This window comes from Burkholderia sp. BCC1999, from assembly GCF_905339975.1.
Classification (GTDB): Bacteria; Pseudomonadota; Gammaproteobacteria; order Burkholderiales; family Burkholderiaceae; genus Burkholderia.
Genome location: NZ_CAJPHP010000026.1, coordinates 1 through 20,348, shown reverse-complemented (window position 1 = coordinate 20,348; position 20,348 = coordinate 1). Strand labels below are relative to the sequence as shown.

The following is a 20,348-nucleotide window of genomic DNA, read 5'->3' as shown; positions in this document are numbered from 1 at the left end:
GCCCGCGCCGCTTCGGTCAAGGAGCAAGCTATGGCTGGAATGAAGGAAATTCGCGGCAAGATCAAGAGCGTGCAGAACACGCGCAAGATCACGAAGGCGATGGAGATGGTGGCCGCATCGAAGATGCGTCGCGCGCAGGAACGCATGCGCGCCGCTCGTCCGTATGCGGACAAGGTCCGTGCCATCGCCGCGCACATGAGCCGCGCGAACCCGGAGTACCGCCACCCGTTCATGGTGGCGAACGAAGGCACGAACACGGCCGGCATCATTCTCGTCACGACGGACAAGGGTCTGTGCGGCGGGTTGAACACCAACGTGCTGCGTGCGACGGTTCAGAAGTTCAAGGAGCTGGAAGAGAAGGGCCAGAAGGTCGAAGCCACCGCGATCGGTAGCAAGGGCCTCGGGTTCCTGAACCGCTTCGGCGCGAAGGTGATGTCGCAGGTCGTGCACCTCGGCGACACCCCGCATCTGGACAAGCTGATCGGCGCCGTGAAGACGCAGCTCGATCTGTACTCGGAAGGCAAGCTGTCGGCGGTTTATATCGCTTACACGCGCTTCGTCAACACGATGAAGCAAGAAGCCGTGATCGAGCAGTTGCTGCCGCTGTCGTCGGAACACTTCGAAGCCGATGACGGTACGCCGGCCACGTCGTGGGACTACATCTACGAGCCGGACGCGCAGGCAGTCGTCGACGAACTGCTCGTGCGTTACGTCGAGGCGCTGGTGTACCAGGCCGTCGCGGAAAACATGGCGTCCGAGCAATCGGCGCGCATGGTCGCGATGAAGGCCGCGTCCGACAACGCGAAGACGGTGATCAGCGAACTGCAGCTCGTGTACAACAAGAGCCGTCAGGCCGCGATTACGAAAGAACTGTCGGAGATCGTCGGCGGCGCAGCCGCTGTTTAAGCGCGCGCCACGGACGACAACTGCGCCTTTGCGCGAGTAAAGAATCAGGTATTTAAAGGAAAAGCGATGAGTACTGCTGCTTTGGTAGAAGGCAAGATCGTACAGTGCATCGGCGCCGTTATCGACGTGGAATTCCCGCGCGACAGCATGCCGAAGATCTACGACGCGCTCATTCTCGATGGCTCGGAACTGACGCTCGAAGTCCAGCAGCAGCTGGGTGACGGCGTGGTCCGTACCATTTGTCTGGGTGCATCCGACGGCCTGCGCCGCGGCCTGACCGTGAAGAACACGGCAAAGCCGATCTCGGTGCCGGTCGGCAAGCCGACCCTCGGCCGGATCATGGACGTCCTCGGCCGTCCGATCGATGAAGCTGGCCCGATCGAAAGCGCAACGACGCGTTCGATCCACCAGAAGGCTCCGGCGTTCGACGAACTGTCGCCGTCGACCGAACTGCTCGAAACGGGTATCAAGGTTATCGACCTGATCTGCCCGTTCGCAAAGGGCGGCAAGGTTGGCCTGTTCGGCGGTGCTGGCGTGGGCAAGACCGTCAACATGATGGAGCTCATCAACAACATCGCGAAGGAACACGGCGGTTACTCCGTGTTCGCGGGCGTGGGCGAGCGTACCCGTGAAGGGAACGACTTCTACCACGAAATGAAGGACTCGAACGTTCTCGACAAGGTCGCGCTGGTGTACGGCCAGATGAACGAGCCGCCGGGCAACCGTCTGCGCGTCGCGCTGACCGGCCTGACGATGGCCGAGCACTTCCGTGACGAAGGCCTCGACGTGCTGTTCTTCGTCGACAACATCTACCGTTTCACGCTGGCCGGTACCGAAGTGTCGGCACTGCTCGGCCGTATGCCGTCGGCAGTGGGCTATCAGCCGACGCTGGCTGAAGAAATGGGCAAGCTGCAAGAGCGCATCACGTCGACCAAGAAGGGCTCGATTACGTCGGTCCAGGCCGTGTACGTCCCTGCGGATGACTTGACCGACCCGTCGCCGGCTACGACCTTCGGCCACTTGGACGCAACCGTCGTTCTGTCGCGTGACATCGCTTCGCTGGGTATCTACCCGGCGGTCGACCCGCTCGACTCGACGTCGCGCCAGATCGACCCGAACGTGATCGGTGAAGAGCACTACTCGATCACCCGTCGCGTTCAGCAGACGCTGCAGCGCTACAAGGAACTGCGCGACATCATCGCGATTCTGGGTATGGACGAACTGTCGCCGGAAGACAAGCTGTCGGTCGCGCGCGCTCGTAAGATCCAGCGTTTCCTGTCGCAGCCGTTCCACGTCGCTGAAGTGTTCACGGGCTCGCCGGGCAAGTACGTGCCGCTGAAGGAAACGATCCGCGGCTTCAAGATGATCGTCGACGGCGAGTGCGACCACCTGCCGGAACAGGCGTTCTACATGGTCGGCACGATCGACGAAGCCTTCGAAAAGGCCAAGAAGATCTCGTAAGGGGCAGGCGTAATGCAGCGGGCGCCGTGCGTCCGCGATTGCTACCGTTCGGGTAGTTTTCGCGGACGAGCGCCCACGTAATACGCTCAACCCGCCGTGCATGGGATCGGAGCAGGCGCCAAAGCGCTGACTCTGATCGACAGGAGTCGATATGGCAACCATCAAAGTAGACGTCGTCAGCGCGGAAGAGCAGATCTTCTCGGGCGAGGCGAAATTCGTCGCGCTGCCGGGCGAAACGGGTGAGCTGGGCATTCTGCCGGGTCACACGCCGCTGATCACGCGGATTCGTCCGGGTGCGGTGCGCATCGAAGTCGAGGGCGGCAACGACGAATTCGTGTTCGTCGCGGGCGGCATTCTCGAAGTGCAGCCGGGCGCCGTGACGGTGCTCGCCGATACCGCGATCCGCGGCAAGGACCTCGACGCGGCGAAAGCCGAGGAAGCGCGCAAGCGTGCCGAGGAAACGCTGCAGAACGCGAAGTCGGATCTCGACCTCGCGAAGGCGCAATCCGAGCTCGCGACCGCAATGGCGCAGCTCGAAGCGATCCAGCGTCTGGCGAAGATCCGCAGCCGGCACTGAGCCGCGCCGCGTATCCCGCGAAAGAAAGCAGCCTTCGGGCTGCTTTTTTTTCGCCTGTCGTTTTCGTCTGTTTTTTGCGGGCCGGATCATTCCGTCCGGTCGTGCTATTTCACCCGTCTGCCGCGATTCGATGTCAGAGTGTCGTCAGCGGAGCGCGGCATCATCCGCGGTGAGGCTGTCCGTCGCGATCCGGCGGCGGAGGCGGGCGCAGCAGGCGCGCGCGGGCCGATCAGACAAAAAGGACGGAGACATTCATGGCAGCAGACCTTGGCGTGGGCGCGCTGATCGCGCCCGAGAACGGCTTGTCGTACGTGCGTGGCGCGACCGACGTACCGCTATCCGAAGCGACGATCGGCCGGTTCCTGCGCGATACCGCCGGCCGCTTTCCCGACCGTCCGGCCGTCGTGTTCCGCGAACAGCAGGTGCGCTGGACCTGGCGCGAGTTCGCGAACGAGGTCGACGTGCTCGCGGTCGGCCTGGCCGCGCTCGGTATCGTGAAGGGCGACCGCGTCGGCATCTGGTCGCCGAACCGCAGCGAATGGCTGCTCACGCAGTTCGCGACCGCGCGGATCGGCGCGGTGCTCGTCAACCTGAATCCGGCCTACCGGCTCGCCGAGCTCGAATACGCGCTGAACAAGGTCGGCTGCAAGGCCGTGATCACGGCCGAGCGCTTCAAGTCGTCGGCCTACGTCGAGATGCTGCAGGCCATCGCGCCGGAGCTTGCGACCGCGACGCCGGGCGACCTGCACGCGGCACGCGTGCCGAGCCTGCGCACGGTCGTGTCGATGGGCGACGTCGCGCCGGCCGGCATGTTCCGTTTCGCGGACGTGATGACGCGCGGCCGCCAGGCGGTCGATCCCGCGTTGCTCGATGCGATCGGCGCGACGCTCACGGCCAACGAGCCGATCAACATCCAGTTCACGAGCGGCACGACGGGCAGCCCGAAGGGCGCGACGCTCACGCACCGCAACGTCGTCAACAACGGGCGCTCGATCGCGACCGCGATGCGTTTCACCGAGCAGGACACGCTGTGCATTCCCGTGCCGCTGTACCACTGCTTCGGGATGGTGCTGGCCGTGCTCGCATGCGTATCGAAGGGCGCGGCGATGGTGTTCCCGGGCGAAGCGTTCGACCCGGTCGCGACGCTCGCGGCCGTGGCCGGCGAGCGCTGTACCGCGCTGCACGGCGTGCCGACGATGTTCATCGCGGAACTCGATCATCCGGAGTTTTCGAAGTTCGACCTGTCGACGCTGCGCACCGGGATCATGGCCGGCTCGCCGTGCCCGATCGAGACGATGAAGCGCGTCGTGTCGCAGATGCACCTGTCGGAGATCACGATCGCGTACGGGATGACGGAGACGAGCCCCGTGTCGTTCCAGAGCTCGACCGACGATCCGCTCGAGAAGCGCACGACGACGGTCGGCCGCATCCAGCCGCACCTGGAAGTGAAGATCGTCGATGCGAGCGGCGACATCGTGCCGGTCGGCGCGACGGGTGAGCTCTGCACGAAGGGCTATTCGGTGATGCTCGGCTACTGGGACGACGACGCGAAGACGCGCGAGGTGCTGGTCGACGGCTGGATGCATACGGGCGACCTCGCGACGCTCGATGTGGACGGCTACTGCAACATCGTCGGCCGCCTGAAGGACATGGTGATTCGCGGCGGCGAGAACGTCTATCCGCGCGAGATCGAGGAGTTCCTGTTTCGGCATCCGAAGATCCAGAGCGCGCAGGTCTTCGGCGTGCCCGATGCGAAGTACGGCGAGGAGCTGTGCGCGTGGATCGTGCTGCGCGCGGACGAGCAGATGACGGAGGACGACGTGCGTGCGTTCTGCAGCGGGCAGATCGCGCACTACAAGATTCCGCGCTACATCCGCTTCGTCGACGAGCTGCCGATGACGGTGACGGGCAAGGTGCAGAAGTTCGTGATGCGCGACCGGATGATCGAGGAACTGAAGCTCGACGTGCAGAAGACCGCTTGAAGCGGTATGGCGGCGGGAAACATGCGGGAAAAACGTGGCGGCCTGCGGGCCGTTACGCTTTCGATGGACGAAAAAAAGCGGGCTTATTAGCCCGCTAAAAACCACACGCTACGGGGTTAGCGCGAGGAGACCAAAGATGAAACCGAATCCGGCGGGGGGCCGGAAACGACTCCAACAAGGATGCCCCTCGGAAGGGCTTCGGTACGTGACCGACTGGCTCGCAGCGCTTCGCGTCCGCTCACACTTGGCACACGAGACCGCATCCGTGTTGAAACCGTTGAGCCCATTGTGGGCGAATTAATGACCCGTCGCGGTAACAAAGTGTTTCAGGTTGTAACGCCCGCCAGATAAGGCTTGGCGGGATTTTTTGCTGTTTTCGGGGTCCTGAAAAAGGTCATTTTTACCCATATTTTCCGCAGCGTTTTCAGCGCATGCGCACGATGCGTTTTTCATGCGTATCAGGCGCGATGAATTGCCGATTTTCACGCGAGAAAGTGCGCGGCATGACCGATACCGCGCATGACGATTCATTCGTCAGAAAGATTTTGAAACGTGATTGGAATGCGCGGAAGTCGGACGAATGGCCAATTCGGGTGGTTTCGCGCCGGTTGCGGGTCGCGGCGGCGCGATGGAGATGTGTAACGGCGGCACGTTTGCCGCCGCCGTACCACGCATTCCGCGGGCAGCGGCCACGGGGTCGATGCCCGTTATCGGCCGCCGCGGGCGGGCGCGCCTACTTCAGCCACTTGTCCGAAATCGCCTGGTATTCGCCGGTCGACAGCGCGAGATGCAGCCACTGGTCGACGTACTGCTGGAACACGACATCGCCGCGCGGCACCATGTATGCCTTCTCGCCGAACTGGAACGGCTTGTCCGGATGCACCGAGCACAGCCCCGGATTCAGCTTTTGCTGCAGCTGCGTCTCGGACGCGTCCGTCACCATCACGTCGGCCTTGCCCGCGAGGATCTGCTTGAAGATCGTCACGTTGTCCGGATAGACGGTCAGGTTCGCATGCGTGAAGAACTGTTTCGCGAACCGCTCGTTGGTGCCGCCCGGGTTCACGATCACGCGCGTCTCGGGCCGGTCGATCTGCGCGACGGTCTGGTACTTGTCGGCGTCCGCGCAGCGCACGATCGGCGTCTTGCCGTCGACGACATACGGCTGCGTGAAGAACACGCGCTTCTGGCGCTCGAGCGTCGTCGAGACGCCACCGACCGCGATATCGCATTTCGCGACGAAATCGGCGGTCAGGTTCGGCCAGCTCGTCTTGACGAAGTCGGTCTTCACGCCGAGCGATTTCGCGAGCGATTCGGCCATGTCGATGTCGATGCCTTCGAAGCGGCCGTCCGCGCGGTAGTACGAATACGGCTTGTAGTCGCCCGTCGTGCACACGCGCAGCGTGCCGCGCGCGAGCACGTCGTCGAGCCGCGAACCGGCGCCCGGCGCGGCGGCGCTGCCCGCGGCGGTCTGCGCGTGCGCGGTGGCGCAGCAGAGCAGCGCGGCGGCGGCCAGCGTGGCGAATGTCTTCATCGGTCTCCTCCTTCGTTTCGTTCGATATGAGCGTCCGATCATAACGGAGCCATCGCGCGCGTCATATGGCCGCCATCGCGTCGGCATGCGCAGCCTGAGGGCGGCTGTCCGGTAAAATGCCGCTTTGCCTTCGCATCGTCGCTCCTACCGTGGCCCATAACCTGCTCAACGACACCTTCCTGCGTGCACTTCTGCGCGAGCCGACCGACTACACGCCGATCTGGCTGATGCGCCAGGCCGGCCGCTACCTGCCCGAATACAACGCGACGCGTGCGCGCGCCGGCAGCTTTCTCGGTCTCGCGAAGAATCCCGACTACGCGACCGAGGTGACGCTGCAGCCGCTCGACCGATTCCCGCTCGACGCCGCGATCCTGTTCTCGGACATCCTGACGATTCCCGACGCGATGGGGCTCGGCCTCGACTTCCAGGTCGGCGAAGGGCCGAAATTCGCGCATCCGGTGCGTACCGAGGCCGACGTCGCGAAGCTCGCGGTGCCGGACATCGAGGAAACGCTCGGATACGTGACGGGCGCCGTGCGCGAGATCCGCCGTGCGCTCACCGACGGCCAGGGCCGCCAGCGCGTGCCGCTGATCGGCTTCTCCGGCAGCCCGTGGACGCTCGCGTGCTACATGGTCGAAGGCGGCGGGTCGGACGATTTCCGTACGGTGAAGTCGATGGCGTATTCGCGCCCTGACCTGATGCACCGGATCCTCGACGTGAACGCGCAGTCGGTGGCCGCGTACCTGAACGCGCAGATCGAAGCGGGCGCGCAGGCCGTGATGATCTTCGATACGTGGGGCGGCGCGTTGGCCGACGGCGCATACCAGCGCTTCTCGCTCGACTATATCCGCCGCGTGGTGTCGCAGCTCAAGCGCGAGCACGACGGCGAGCGCGTGCCGGTGATCACGTTCACGAAGGGCGGCGGGCTGTGGCTCGAGGAGATCGCGGCGACCGGCGTCGACGCGGTCGGGCTCGACTGGACGGTCAACCTCGGCGCCGCGCGCGAGCGCGTGACGGGGCGCGTCGCGCTGCAGGGCAACCTCGATCCGACGATCCTGTTTGCGCCGCCGGCCGCGGTGCGCGAACAGGCGCGCGCGGTGCTCGACAGCTACGGCAACCATCCGGGCCATGTGTTCAACCTCGGCCACGGCATCTCGCAATTCACGTCGCCCGATCACGTCGCCGAACTCGTCGACGAAGTGCATAGCCACAGCCGCAAGATCCGTAGCGGAGCCGCCGGCTGAACGCAAGCGCTGTCATGCTGCACTGCGGGGTGACAGCGTTTCGCTGCCGGCACTAAACAGGGCGCAACCCCGCACTGGTTGCCGATGCGGTGCTTGTCAAGACTTGACTTATACACATTTTCCACGTTGCAGCGCGGTAGAGCCCTGTATCGGTCAATTTGTCTGGCTATGGTTCGGTAATTTGAATAGCAGCCTTATGGAATAAGGCTCCGCGGGGCGGTGCAATGCACGGCGAAAAACAGCGGAAAGCACGGCCCCGCGTGCGTTGCGGCCATTGAGCGGCGAGTTCTCAACAAAGTTATCCACAGGCTGGGCAGGGTATACGGCGATTCCTAATGCGAATCCAAAACTTAGCGCCGAATCTGGAGTTTTACTTTAAGTGCGCTGTCGCGATGCGGGCGCGGACGCAAGCCGCCTGTATTTCGCATATCGCTGCCGCCGGAGCGCCGCAATGAGCGGCACCTACCTGCGCGTCGCGCTCGATCATCCGCTCGCGACCCTGTTCGACTACCGCTGCGACGCGCAACCGACACCGGTGCCCGGCACGCTCGTGCAGGTGCCGTTCGGCAAGCGGCAGGCCGTCGGGCTCGTCTGCGAAGTGACGACTCACACCGATGTGCCGCCGTCGCGGCTGCGTGCGGTCGACGCGATCTGCACCGACCTCCCGCCGCTGTCGCCCGACTGGCTCGCGCTCGTGTCGTTCGCTGCTGATTACTATCAGCGCGGGCGCGGCGAGGTCGCGCTGCCGGCGCTGCCGCAGGCGTTGCGCGACGCCGGGCGCTGGGGGCGGTTGCTCGCGCCCGAGGTGCGCTACCAGCCGACGGAAGCCGGCCGCGCGGCGCTGCCCGATACATTGCCGGCACGCGGCGCCGCATTGCGGCGGCTCGCGCAGGCGCTCGTCGATACCGGCTCGCTGACGCTGCCCGACGCGCGCGCGCTGCATCCGAAGGCGGCCGCGACGCTCGACGACTGGGCGGCGCGCGGCTGGGTCGAGGTCGAAGAGATCGGCTGGGCCGATGCGCCTGTGCCCAAAGCTGTGGATAACCTGTCGACAACCGGTGGACGAACTGTGCCGCCGGCGCTGAACGACCAGCAGGCCGAGGCGCTCGACGCGATCCGCGCGGCGAAGGGCTTCGCGCCGTTCCTGCTGCATGGCGTGACGGGCAGCGGCAAGACCGAGGTCTATCTGCATGCGCTCGCGGCGCTGCTCGAGGCGCGGCCGGACGCGCAGGCGCTCGTGCTCGTTCCCGAAATCAACCTGACGCCGCAGTTCGAGGCCGCGTTTCGCGCGCGCTTCGCGGGCGCGCTCGCCGACGACGCGATCGTCACGCTGCACAGCGGGCTCGCCGAGGGCGAGCGGGCGCGCAACTGGCTGGCCGCGCACACGGGCCGCGCGCGGATCGTGCTCGGCACGCGCCTCGCGGTGCTCGCATCGATGCCGACGCTCGCGCTGGTCGTCGTCGACGAGGAGCACGAACCTGCGTACAAGCAGCAGGAAGGGCTGCGCTATTCGGCGCGCGATCTCGCTGTCTGGCGCGCGAAGCAGCTCGGTATCACGGTCGTGCTCGGCTCGGCCACGCCGTCGCTCGAAAGCTGGTGGCAGGCCGAGCAGGGGCGCTACACGCGGCTCACGCTTTCGCGCCGCGCGGTGGCCGACGCGACGTTGCCGACCGTGCGGCTGATCGATCTCGAGGAGGAGCGGCGGCGCGGGCGCGCGTCGATGGGCGGGCTGTCGGGGCCGCTCGTCGCGGCGCTGAAGGCACGGCTCGAACGCGGCGAGCAGAGCCTCGTGTTCCTGAACCGGCGCGGCTACGCGCCGCAGCTCGCGTGCGACGCATGCGGCTGGGTCGCCGGCTGCCCGCGCTGCAGCGCGTATGTCGTGCTGCACAAGCCCGAGCACGCGCTGCGCTGCCATCACTGCGGTTGGGAAGCGCGCATTCCGCGGTCGTGCCCCGAGTGCGGGAACGTGGACATCGCACCGCTCGGGCGCGGCACGCAGCGCATCGAGGAGGCGCTCGCGGAGGCCGTGCCGGGCGCGCGCGTGCTGCGGATCGACGCGGACAGCACGCGCCGCAAGGGCAGTGCGCAGGCGCTGTTCTCCGACGTGCACGCGGGCGAGGTCGACATCCTGGTCGGCACGCAGATGATCGCGAAGGGGCACGACTTCCAGCGTGTGTCGCTCGTCGGCGTGCTCAATGCCGACACGGCGCTGTTCTCGCACGACTTCCGCGCGAGCGAGCGGCTGTTCGCGCAGCTGATGCAGGTGAGCGGCCGCGCGGGGCGTGCCGGGCTGCCGGGCGAGGTGATGGTGCAGACGCGCTACCCGCGTCACGCGCTGTATCACGCGCTCGGGCGGCAGGATTACGTCGGTTTCGCGAATTCGACGCTCGGCGAGCGCCGCGACGCGCACCTGCCGCCGTTCGTCTACCAGGCGCTGTTGCGCGCCGAAGGGCGCACGCTCGACGCGGCGCTCGCGTTCCTGCTGCAGGCCGCGGCCGTCTTGCCGGGGCTGCCGGGCGCCGATCGCGTGACCGTGTACGACGCGGTACCGATGACGATCGTCAAGGTCGCGAACGTCCATCGCGCGCAATTGCTGCTCGAAAGCGCTTCGCGGGCAGCGCTGCAGCATGCGCTGCGGGCATGGCAGCCGGAGCTGCGCGCGCTGAAGGGCGTGCTGCGGTGGAGTGTCGAAGTCGATCCGCTGGATATCTGAGCGGCGCGCTGCCGTATCGAAGCTGCCCGGCCCGCCGGGCAGCACCCAACTGTCTCCCGTCGTGCGCCCGAACCGGGCCCCACATCCCGTTATCCCGCCCAGTGCAACCCGTTTTCGGCCGCATCCGTGCGCACCGAAGGTTGCACACGTGCGTCGAATCGGCCCGATCAGGGAAAACACCGATCCGCCGACCACGGGCAACCCCTAGGTTGCAACCGCATAAGTGGCTGATTATATTGACTAACTTGAGGGTGCAACCTATCTCGCAATTTGGTTGCACCTTTTTATTGCGTGCCGTAGGATTTCGCGCATCCTCTTACACCTCATTGCCGGGCTCGCACCGGCGCACGAACCCACCATGGCAAGCACGACTCTCGGCGTCAAAGTCGACGACCTTCTCCGCTCGCGCCTCAAGGACGCCGCCGCGCGTCTCGAGCGCACTCCCCACTGGCTGATCAAGCAGGCGATCTTCGCGTATCTCGAGCGGATCGAGCACGGCCAGCTGCCGCCCGAGCTGTCGGGCAACAGCGGCGTGACGGAGCTCGCCGACGGTCAGGCGGCGGATGGCGACGACGACAACTCGCCGCATCCGTTCCTCGAGTTCGCACAGAACGTGCAGCCGCAATCGGTGCTGCGCGCGGCGATCACGGCTGCATACCGTCGACCCGAGCCGGAATGCGTGCCGTTCCTGCTCGGCCAGGCGCGCCTGCCGGCGAACCTACAGGCGGACGTGCAGGCGCTCGCGACGAAGCTCGTCGAGGCGCTGCGTGAGAAGAGCTCGGGGGGCGGCGTCGAAGGGCTGATCCACGAGTTCTCGCTGTCGAGCCAGGAAGGCGTCGCGCTGATGTGCCTCGCCGAAGCGCTGCTGCGCATTCCCGATCGCGCGACGCGCGATGCGCTGATCCGCGACAAGATCAGCAAGGGCGACTGGCGCTCGCACGTCGGCCACGCGCCGTCGCTGTTCGTGAACGCGGCGACCTGGGGGCTGATGATCACCGGCAAGCTCGTGACGACCAACAGCGAAGCGGGCCTGTCGTCGGCGCTCACGCGCCTGATCGGCCGCGGCGGCGAGCCGCTGATCCGCAAGGGGGTCGACATGGCGATGCGCCTGATGGGCGAGCAGTTCGTCACCGGCGAAACGATTTCCGAAGCGCTCGCGAACAGCCGCAAGTACGAAGCGCGCGGCTTCCGCTACTCGTACGACATGCTCGGCGAAGCGGCGACGACCGAAGAGGACGCGCAGCGCTACTACGCGTCGTACGAGCAGGCGATCCACGCGATCGGCAAGGCGGCCGGCGGCCGCGGCATCTACGAAGGCCCGGGCATCTCGATCAAGCTGTCGGCGCTGCATGCGCGCTACTCGCGCTCGCAGCAGGACCGCACGATGAGCGAACTGCTGCCGCGCGTGCGTGCCCTTGCGCTGCTCGCGCGCCGCTACGACATCGGCCTGAACATCGACGCGGAAGAAGCCGATCGTCTCGAACTGTCGCTCGACCTGCTCGAGGCGCTGTGCTTCGATCCGGATCTCGCGGGCTGGAACGGCATCGGCTTCGTCGTGCAGGGCTACCAGAAGCGCTGCCCGTTCGTGATCGACTACCTGATCGATCTCGCGCGCCGCAGCCGTCACCGCCTGATGATCCGCCTCGTGAAGGGCGCGTACTGGGATACCGAGATCAAGCGTGCCCAGGTCGACGGCCTCGAAGGCTACCCGGTCTACACGCGCAAGATCTACACCGACGTGTCGTACCTCGCGTGCGCGAAGAAGCTGCTCGCGGCGCCGGACGCCGTCTACCCGCAGTTCGCGACGCACAACGCGCACACGCTGGCCGCGATCTACCAGCTCGCGGGCCAGAACTACTACCCGGGCCAGTACGAATTCCAGTGCCTGCACGGGATGGGCGAGCCGCTGTACGAGGAAGTCACGGGCCGCGACAAGCTGAACCGTCCGTGCCGCGTGTACGCGCCGGTCGGCACGCACGAGACACTGCTCGCGTACCTGGTGCGCCGCCTGCTGGAAAACGGCGCGAACACGTCGTTCGTGAACCGCATCGCGGATAAGGCCGTGCCGGTGAAGGAACTGGTCGCCGATCCGGTCGACGAAGCGTCGAAGGTCGTGCCGCTCGGCGCGCCGCACGCGAAGATCCCGCTGCCGCGCAACCTGTACGGCGACGAGCGCCCCAACTCGATGGGCCTCGACCTGTCGAACGAACACCGTCTCGCGTCGCTGTCGTCCGCGCTGCTCGCGAGCGCGCACTTCCCGTGGCGCGCGGCGCCGATGCTCGACGACGACACGCTCGTCGACGCCCCGGCACGCGACGTGCGCAACCCGGCCGATCAGCGTGACCTGGTCGGCACGGTCAGCGAAGCGACGGCCGAACACGTGAGCGCGGCGCTCGCGCATGCGGTGGCCGCCGCGCCGATCTGGCAGGCGACGCCGGTCGACGCACGCGCCGACTGCCTGGTGCGCGCAGCCGACCTGCTCGAAGCGCAGATGCACACGCTGATGGGCCTGATCGTGCGCGAAGCCGGCAAGTCGCTGCCGAACGCGATTGCCGAGATCCGCGAAGCGGTCGACTTCCTGCGCTACTACGCGGCGCAGATCCGCGACGAATTCTCGAACGACACGCACCGTCCGCTCGGCCCCGTGGTCTGTATCAGCCCGTGGAACTTCCCGCTCGCGATCTTCATGGGCCAGGTGGCCGCGGCGCTCGCCGCCGGCAACACGGTGCTCGCGAAGCCGGCCGAACAGACGCCGCTGATCGCGGCACAGGCCGTGCGCCTCTTGCGCGAGGCCGGCGTGCCGGCCGGCGCGGTGCAACTGCTGCCGGGCACCGGCGAGACCGTCGGCGCCGCGCTGGTTGCCGATCCGCGCACGCGTGCGGTGATGTTCACCGGCTCGACCGAAGTCGCGCGCCTGATCAACAAGACGCTGTCGGCGCGCCTCGACCCGGACGGCAAGCCGATTCCGCTGATCGCGGAAACGGGCGGCCAGAACGCGATGATCGTCGACTCGTCGGCGCTCGCGGAGCAGGTCGTCGCGGACGTGATGCAGTCGTCGTTCGACTCGGCCGGTCAACGGTGTTCGGCGCTGCGCGTTCTGTGTCTGCAGGACGATGTCGCGGACCGCACGCTGACGATGCTGAAGGGCGCGATGCACGAGCTGGCGCTCGGCAACCCCGACCGGCTGTCGACGGACGTCGGCCCGGTGATCGACGGCGAAGCGAAGCAGACGATCGACACGCACGTCGCGGCGATGAAGGACAAGGGCCACGCGGTCACGCAACTGCCGTCGCCGGAAGCCTGCGCGCACGGCACGTTCGTGCCGCCGACGCTGATCGAGATCGGCACCATCGACGAGCTGAAGCGTGAAGTGTTCGGCCCGGTGCTGCACGTGGTGCGCTACCGCCGCAGCCAGCTCGACAAGCTGCTCGAGCAGATCCGCGCGACCGGTTACGGGCTGACGCTCGGCATCCACACGCGGATCGACGAGACGATCGCGCACGTGATTTCGAACGCGCACGTCGGCAACATCTACGTGAACCGCAACGTGATCGGCGCGGTGGTCGGCGTGCAGCCGTTCGGCGGCGAAGGGCTGTCGGGCACGGGCCCGAAGGCCGGCGGCGCGCTGTACCTGCAGCGCCTGCTCGCGACGCGTCCGTCGGGCCTGCCGCGCTCGCTCGCGCAGACGCTGATCGCGGACGGCGCGGTCGAAGGCGATACGCGCGGCAACCCGGCGGCAGCGCTCACGACGCTGCGCGACTGGTTGATCGAGCAGCGCGAGCCGGTGCTGGCCGCACGTTGCGACGGCTATCTGGCACAGGTGCCGGCCGGCGCGACCGCGGTGCTGAGCGGGCCGACGGGTGAGCGAAACACGTATACACTCGGCCCGCGCGGCACGGTGCTGTGTGTCGCGGCCACGCCGGGCGGTGCGCGCGCGCAGTTCGCGGCGGTGCTGGCTACGGGCAACCGCGCGCTGTTCGCCGGCGCGGCCGGCGAGGCGCTGGTCGCCGCGCTGCCGGCGTCGCTGAAGGCGCATGCGAGCGTGCGCAAGCAGGCCGACGCGCCGTTCGACGCCGTGCTGTTCGAAGGCGACAGCGACGAGCTGCAGACGCTCGTGAAGGACGTCGCGCAGCGGCCGGGCCCGATCGTGTCGGTGCAGGGCGTGTCGGTGGGCGCGTTCGAGAACGGCGATGCGGAAGATTACGCGCTGGAACGGCTGCTGACGGAACGCTCGGTGAGCGTGAACACGGCGGCGGCCGGCGGCAATGCGAATTTGATGACGATCGGCTGATCATCCTTGCCGTTCGGATCAAACATAGGAAGCGGCAAGGCGATCCCGAAGCCGCTCCATTTACCCTGGTACCAAGGAGATGCTATGCAACACACGATGAAAAAGCTGGCAGGCGCGACGTTTGTCGCCGTCATGTCGCTGGCGGGGACGGCCCATGCAGATGACGTGAAGATCGGTTACGCAGGGCCGATGACGGGCGCGCAGGCGCACTACGGCAAGGATATGCAGAACGGGATCGTGCTCGCGCTGGAAGACTTCAACGCGACGAACCCGAAGATCGGCGGCAAGCCGGTGAAGTTCGTGCTGAGCACGCAGGACGACCAGGCTGACCCGCGCACGGGTACGACGGTCGCGCAGAAGCTCGTCGACGACGGCATCAAGGGCATGCTCGGCCACTTCAACTCGGGCACGACGATTCCCGCCTCGCGCATCTACGCGAACGCGGGCATTCCGGAAATCGCGATGGCGACGGCGCCGGAATACACGCAGCAAGGTTACAAGACGACCTTCCGCATGATGACGTCCGACACGCAGCAGGGCTCGGTGGCCGGCACGTTCGCGTCGAAGGATCTCGGCATGAAGAAGATCGCGATCGTCGACGACCGCACGGCCTACGGCCAGGGTCTCGCCGACCAGTTCGAGAAGGCCGCGAAGGCCGGCGGCGCGACGATCGTCGACCGTGAATTCACGAACGACAAGGCAGTCGACTTCAAGGCGATTCTGACCAAGATCAAGTCGACGAAGCCGGATCTCGTCTACTACGGCGGCGCGGATTCGCAGGCAGCGCCGATGGTCAAGCAGATGAAGACGCTCGGCATCGCCGCACCGCTGATGAGCGGCGAAATGGTGAAGACGCCGACGTTCCTGAAGATCGCGGGCAACGCGGCCGACGGCACGATCGCTTCGCTGGCCGGCCTCCCGCTGGAAGAAATGCCGGGCGGCAAGACCTACGCCGACAAGTACAAGAAGCGTTTCGGCGAAGACGTGCAAACGTACTCGCCGTACGCGTACGACGGCGCGATGGCGATGCTGAACGCGATGAAGAAGGCTGACTCGACCGATCCGGCGAAGTACCTGCCGGTGCTCGCGAAGTCCGACATGGCCGGCGTGACGTCGACGCACGTCGCGTATGACGCGAAGGGCGACCTGAAGAACGGCGGCATCACGATGTACAAGGTCGAGAAGGGCGAGTGGAAGCCGCTGAAGAGCATCGGCGGCAAGTAAGCAGCCTGATGTGATGTGACGCGCGGGCGGCGGCGCAGGTCGCTGCCCGGCCGATCATGAAAAAGCCACCGGGCCGTCGAGGCCGGGTGGCTTTTTTGTTGCAGCGGGCTGGCGCTAATCCCGGCGCACGCGCAGCAGGAACTTCTGCAGCTTGCCGGTCGGCGTGCGCGGCAACGCCTGCGCGAACGTGAATTCGCGCGGGACCTTGTACGCGGCCAGCCGCTCGCCGCAGAACGCGCGCAGCGCGTCCGCGTCGGGCGCCGCGTTCGCGCGCAGCACGACGTGCGCGACGACCGTCTCGCCCCAGTCGGGATGCGGGACGCCGACGACGGCCGCCTCGGCGATGTCGGGGTGCGCGCCGAGCACGTCCTCGACTTCCTTCGAATAGACGTTCTCGCCACCCGTGACGATCATGTCCTTCAGCCGGTCGACGATAAACAGATAGCCATCCTGATCGATCCGCGCGATGTCGCCGGTGCGATACCAGCCGTCCGGCGTGAACGCGGCACGCGTCGCGGCCGCGTCGTCGAGATAGCCGAGCATCATGCAGTCGGCCTTCAGCCAGATCTCGCCGGTCTCGCCCGGCTGCGCGTCGATGCCGTCCATCCGCACGACGCGCAGGTCGACGCCCGGGCCGCCCTGGCGGCCGATCGAACCGGCCTTCGCGATCTGCTCGTCCGGATACAGCGTCGTGCCGGCCGGCCCCGTTTCGGTCATCCCGTACACCTGGAAGAACGCGTGGCTGCGATACGCCTGGGCGAGCCGTTCGGCCTGCGCTGCGCCGATCGGGCCGCCGCCATACAGCCACGCGCGCACGCTCGACAGGTCGAACGCGCCGAAGCCGTCGATCGTGTCGAGCGGCAGCGTGTACGACACCGGCGCGCCGAAATACATCGTCACGCGCTCGCGCTCGACGGTTTGAAGGAAGCGCAGCGGATGGTATTCGCGCAGCAGCACGACGGTGCCGCCGGCGAACAGCGTGCCGCCGAACCAGTTGTTCAGCGGTGACGAATGCCAGATCGGCATTGCCATCAGCGTGCGCTCGTTGCGGCCGATGCCGGTCGCGAGCGCTGCCTGAATCGCCGCGAGCGTCACGGTGCGATGACTGTGCACGCAGCCTTTCGGGCGGCCGGTCGTGCCGGACGTATAGAGGATCTGCGCGATGTCGCCGTCGGCAGGTTCAATGCCCGCGAGGCCGTCCCGCGTCGCGCACATCGTGTCGAAGTTCGCCACACCGTCCAGCTCGCCCTCGGTCACGAGCCGCCGCGCCGGATGCACGAGGCGCTCGACCACCGGCGCGAGCGTCACGTCGAACAGCAACGCCTTGCAGCGGCTGTGCTCGAGCACGTAGTCGACTTCCGGCGCCTGCAGCTTGTGGTTGATCGGCACGAACGCCGCGCCGAGCCGCCATGCGCCGAACATCAGGTCGACGAAGGCCGGCGTGTTGAAGCACATCGCGGCGACGCGGTCGCCGGCCGCGACGCCGAGTGCGCTCAGCACGGCCGCCGCGCGGTGCGAGCGCTCACGTGCGGCGGCATAGGTGATCGTCGCGGATTCGCTGACGAGGAACGGCTTGTCGGGCGTCGCACGGGCGGCGCGGTCGAGTGCGGCGACGAGGTTCATCGGGGCTCCGGGCGGGTGAGCGAAGGCGAACGAGGGGGAACGAGCCGGCGTCAGGCCGGATACGCGCGCTGCAGCAGCGCGGCGACGTCGAGCGCGCGCGGATCGAAGCCGCCCGCGATGCGGCCCCAGTCGGGCGCGGCGAGCCGTGTCGCGACGAATGCGTCGGCGACCGCGGCCGGCGCATCGCGGCGCAGCAGGCACGCCTGCGCGACGAGCGCGAGCCGCTGCACGAACACGCGGGCCGACGCTTCGAGCGTGTCGGCCGGCGCGGCGAGCATCGCGCGCAATGCGTCGAGCGCGGCGCGAATGCGCGGTTCGTCCGCGCCGAGGTCGGCGAGTTCGTCGAACAGCGCGGCGGCCGCGTCGGGCTCGCGTGACACCGCGCGCAGCACGTCGAGGCACATCACGTTGCCGGAGCCTTCCCAGATCGAGTTGACGGGTGCCTCGCGGAACAGCCGCGCGATCGGGCCGTCGTCGACATAGCCGTTGCCGCCGAACACTTCCATCACTTCGCCGGTCAGCTCGACCGCGCGCTTGCAGACCCAGAATTTCGCGGCGGGCGTGACGATCCGCTTCCACGCGCGTTCGAGCGGCGAGTCGTCGCGTTCGAACGCGTCGGCGAGACGCATCGCGAGCGACAGCGCGGCTTCGCTTTCGAGCGCGAGATCGGCGAGCACGGTGCGCATCAGCGGCTGTTCGGCGAGCGCGCGGCCGAACGCGTGGCGCTGACGCGTGTACGCGATCGCCTGCACGACGCCCTGGCGCAGCATCGCCGCGCTGCCGAGCACGCAGTTCAGCCGCGTGTAGGTGGCCATCTCGATGATGGTCGGGATGCCGCGGCCTTCGTCGCCGAGCATGATGCCCCACGCATCGTTCAGCTCGATTTCGCTGCTGGAGTTGCTGCGGTTGCCGACCTTGTTCTTCAGCCGCTGGATCTCGACCGCGTTCTTCGTGCCGTCCGGCCGCCAGCGCGGCACGTAGAAGCACGATGGGCTGCCTGCCTCGGTGCGCGCGACGACGAGGTGCGCGTCGCACATCGGCGCGGAGAAGAACCACTTGTGGCCGCGCAGCCGGTATTCGCCGCCGCGCCCGCCCGCGCCGACCGGCGTGGCGAGCGTCGTGTTCGCGCGCACGTCGGAGCCGCCCTGTTTCTCGGTCATGCCCATGCCGAACCAGATCGCGCGTTTGTCGGCGACCGGCACGTCGCGCGGATCGTAAGCGTCGCTATAGAGCTTGTCGCGCAGCAGGTCCCACAGCGCGGGTTCCTTCTGCAGTACGGGGATCGCGGCCTGCGTCATCGTCGCGGGGCACAGCGTGCCGGCCTCGATCTGGCCATGGAGGTAGAAGCCGGCGGCGGTCGCGGCCCAGCGGCCGCGGCGCGACTCGCGGAACGCGAGCGACACGAAGCCTTCGTGGCGGTACTGCCCGAGCAGCGCGTGCCATGCCGGGTGGAAGTCGACGCGGTCGATGCGCCGGCCGCGCCGGTCGAACGTGTTCAGTTCCGGCGTGTGGCGGTTCGCTTCGTCGGCGAGCCGCGCGGTATCGGCGCTGCCGAGCCGTGCGCCGTACGCGTCGAGCCGCGGCATGGCCCAGTCGGCGCCTGCCCGGGCGAGCGCGTCGCGCAGCGCGATATCCGTCGCGAAGAGGTTATAGTCGACGAGTTCGTCGAACTGGTTCGTGACGGCGTGAGTCGATTCGGTCATCGGGCGTGTCTCCGGTCTCATGCTTCGCGGGCAGTCGGCGTCGTGCCGCCCGGAGGGCACTTCGGCGCGGGTTCCGGCTCCCGGTAAACGTATTCCCTGCTGATTTCAGAGTAGCAAATATGCCGCCGCGACATGTTCAGGTTCCGGCGCCGCCCGGCCAGCCGGCGGCGCAACCCGCGCCCGCCTTGCGCCGCCGGCCGCGCCAGTCGCGCGCGCAGGCGAGCTCCGACGCGCTGCAGCAGGCGTTCGTTCAGCTTTTGCTCGAGCGCGGCTATGCGAAGGCGACGATCCGCGAGATCGCGGCCGTCGCGGGCGTCAGCATCGGCACCTTCTACGAGTATTTCGGCGACAAGCAGAGCCTCGCGGCGCTCTGCATCCACCGCCGCGTGCTGGCGCTGGCCGACCGGTTGCGCGACGCGGTCGAGCGCTTGCGTGGCGTGCCGCGGGCCGAACTCGCGGCCGCGCTCGTCGACCTGCAGGTCGACGCGATCGCCGCCGACGCGGCACTGTGGGGCGCGCTGTTCGTGCTGGAGCGGCAGGTGTCGCCGCTCACCGCGTACCGCCGGCATTACGACGCGTATGTCGCGCTGTGGCGCGACGCGCTGGCCCATGCGGCCGATCCGCCGCCGGCCGCGCGGCTCGACGGGCTCGCCCGGATGGCCCATGCGATCTGCTACGGCGGCCTGTCGCAGGCCTTGCTGACGCTCGGGCCCGCGCTCGATTTCGCCGTGCAACGCCGCGAACTGCGGGCCGTGCTGCTCGCGTACCTGGCGGATGCGGACGCGTAGCGCCGCCTAGGGGAAATGCCTGATCCGCATGTCGGGCCGGTCGGCCAGCCTCGCCGTCCCGTGCTTCTCCGGGCGAGCCATGAGAAAAACGCATGGCCGCCATGACGAACTTTCGATTGTCCACCGATATTGACTCGGGCTAAATCATGCGGCAGATGCTGGGCCGCGCACGTCGCGCGGGCCTGCCCGAAGGACATCAGAAGGAGAAGTCATGCGAAGCGCCACCGCGCCCCGTTCGAAATTGCCCGACGTCGGGACGACGATCTTCACGGTGATCGGCCAACTGGCCGCTCAACACGATGCGC

At 67.2% G+C, this 20,348-nt stretch carries 12 protein-coding genes; 9 read left to right on the top strand and 3 right to left on the bottom strand.

Going from position 1 to position 20,348, the window contains the following annotated elements; all coding sequences use genetic code 11:
* The first annotated feature begins 30 nt into the window (after positions 1–30).
* From atpG to U5809_RS29260, 4 genes are all read left to right on the top strand, one after another.
* The gene (atpG, locus tag U5809_RS29275; RefSeq protein ID WP_166963895.1) at positions 31–906 is read left to right on the top strand and encodes a F0F1 ATP synthase subunit gamma; all 876 of its coding nucleotides are present in this window, start codon (positions 31–33) and stop codon (positions 904–906) included.
* A 66-nt stretch (positions 907–972) separates the two neighbouring features.
* Positions 973–2,367, top strand: coding sequence for a F0F1 ATP synthase subunit beta (atpD, locus tag U5809_RS29270; RefSeq protein ID WP_174940224.1), 1,395 nt, complete (start codon positions 973–975; stop codon positions 2,365–2,367).
* Between the two features lie 151 nt (positions 2,368–2,518).
* Entirely contained in the window at positions 2,519–2,944 is a 426-nt protein-coding gene (locus U5809_RS29265; RefSeq protein ID WP_006477288.1) for a F0F1 ATP synthase subunit epsilon, read from the top strand.
* A gap of 254 nt (positions 2,945–3,198) precedes the next feature.
* Positions 3,199–4,926, top strand: a complete 1,728-nt coding sequence (locus U5809_RS29260; protein ID WP_322089065.1) for an AMP-binding protein — start codon at positions 3,199–3,201, stop codon at positions 4,924–4,926.
* A 733-nt stretch (positions 4,927–5,659) separates the two neighbouring features.
* On the opposite strand, the gene U5809_RS29255 is transcribed toward U5809_RS29260, so the two are convergent.
* On the bottom strand, positions 5,660–6,457 hold the full coding sequence (locus U5809_RS29255; RefSeq protein WP_322089064.1) for a transporter substrate-binding domain-containing protein: 798 nt from the start codon (positions 6,455–6,457) through the stop codon (positions 5,660–5,662).
* Positions 6,458–6,606: 149 nt separating this feature from the next.
* Here U5809_RS29255 and hemE point away from each other — a divergent pair, with 149 nt between their 5' ends.
* The 4 genes from hemE to U5809_RS29235 all read left to right on the top strand — a co-directional run bounded on the left by hemE (position 6,607) and on the right by U5809_RS29235 (position 15,929).
* The gene (hemE, locus tag U5809_RS29250) at positions 6,607–7,701 is read left to right on the top strand and encodes a uroporphyrinogen decarboxylase (protein ID WP_322089063.1); all 1,095 of its coding nucleotides are present in this window, start codon (positions 6,607–6,609) and stop codon (positions 7,699–7,701) included.
* Positions 7,702–8,152: 451 nt separating this feature from the next.
* Entirely contained in the window at positions 8,153–10,414 is a 2,262-nt protein-coding gene (locus U5809_RS29245) for a primosomal protein N' (protein ID WP_322089062.1), read from the top strand.
* Positions 10,415–10,772: 358 nt separating this feature from the next.
* Positions 10,773–14,705, top strand: coding sequence for a trifunctional transcriptional regulator/proline dehydrogenase/L-glutamate gamma-semialdehyde dehydrogenase (gene putA, locus U5809_RS29240; protein WP_322089061.1), 3,933 nt, complete (start codon positions 10,773–10,775; stop codon positions 14,703–14,705).
* 84 nt (positions 14,706–14,789) lie between these two features.
* Entirely contained in the window at positions 14,790–15,929 is a 1,140-nt protein-coding gene (locus U5809_RS29235) for a branched-chain amino acid ABC transporter substrate-binding protein (RefSeq protein ID WP_322089060.1), read from the top strand.
* Positions 15,930–16,043: 114 nt separating this feature from the next.
* Here U5809_RS29235 and U5809_RS29230 read toward each other — a convergent pair whose 3' ends face one another.
* On the bottom strand, positions 16,044–17,552 hold the full coding sequence (locus U5809_RS29230) for a class I adenylate-forming enzyme family protein (RefSeq protein WP_322089059.1): 1,509 nt from the start codon (positions 17,550–17,552) through the stop codon (positions 16,044–16,046).
* 50 nt (positions 17,553–17,602) lie between these two features.
* Positions 17,603–19,255, bottom strand: coding sequence for an acyl-CoA dehydrogenase family protein (locus U5809_RS29225; RefSeq protein ID WP_322089058.1), 1,653 nt, complete (start codon positions 19,253–19,255; stop codon positions 17,603–17,605).
* Between the two features lie 119 nt (positions 19,256–19,374).
* Between U5809_RS29225 and U5809_RS29220 the strand changes: the two genes are divergently transcribed.
* The gene (locus U5809_RS29220; protein ID WP_322089057.1) at positions 19,375–20,043 is read left to right on the top strand and encodes a TetR/AcrR family transcriptional regulator; all 669 of its coding nucleotides are present in this window, start codon (positions 19,375–19,377) and stop codon (positions 20,041–20,043) included.
* The last annotated feature ends 305 nt before the right edge of the window (positions 20,044–20,348 follow it).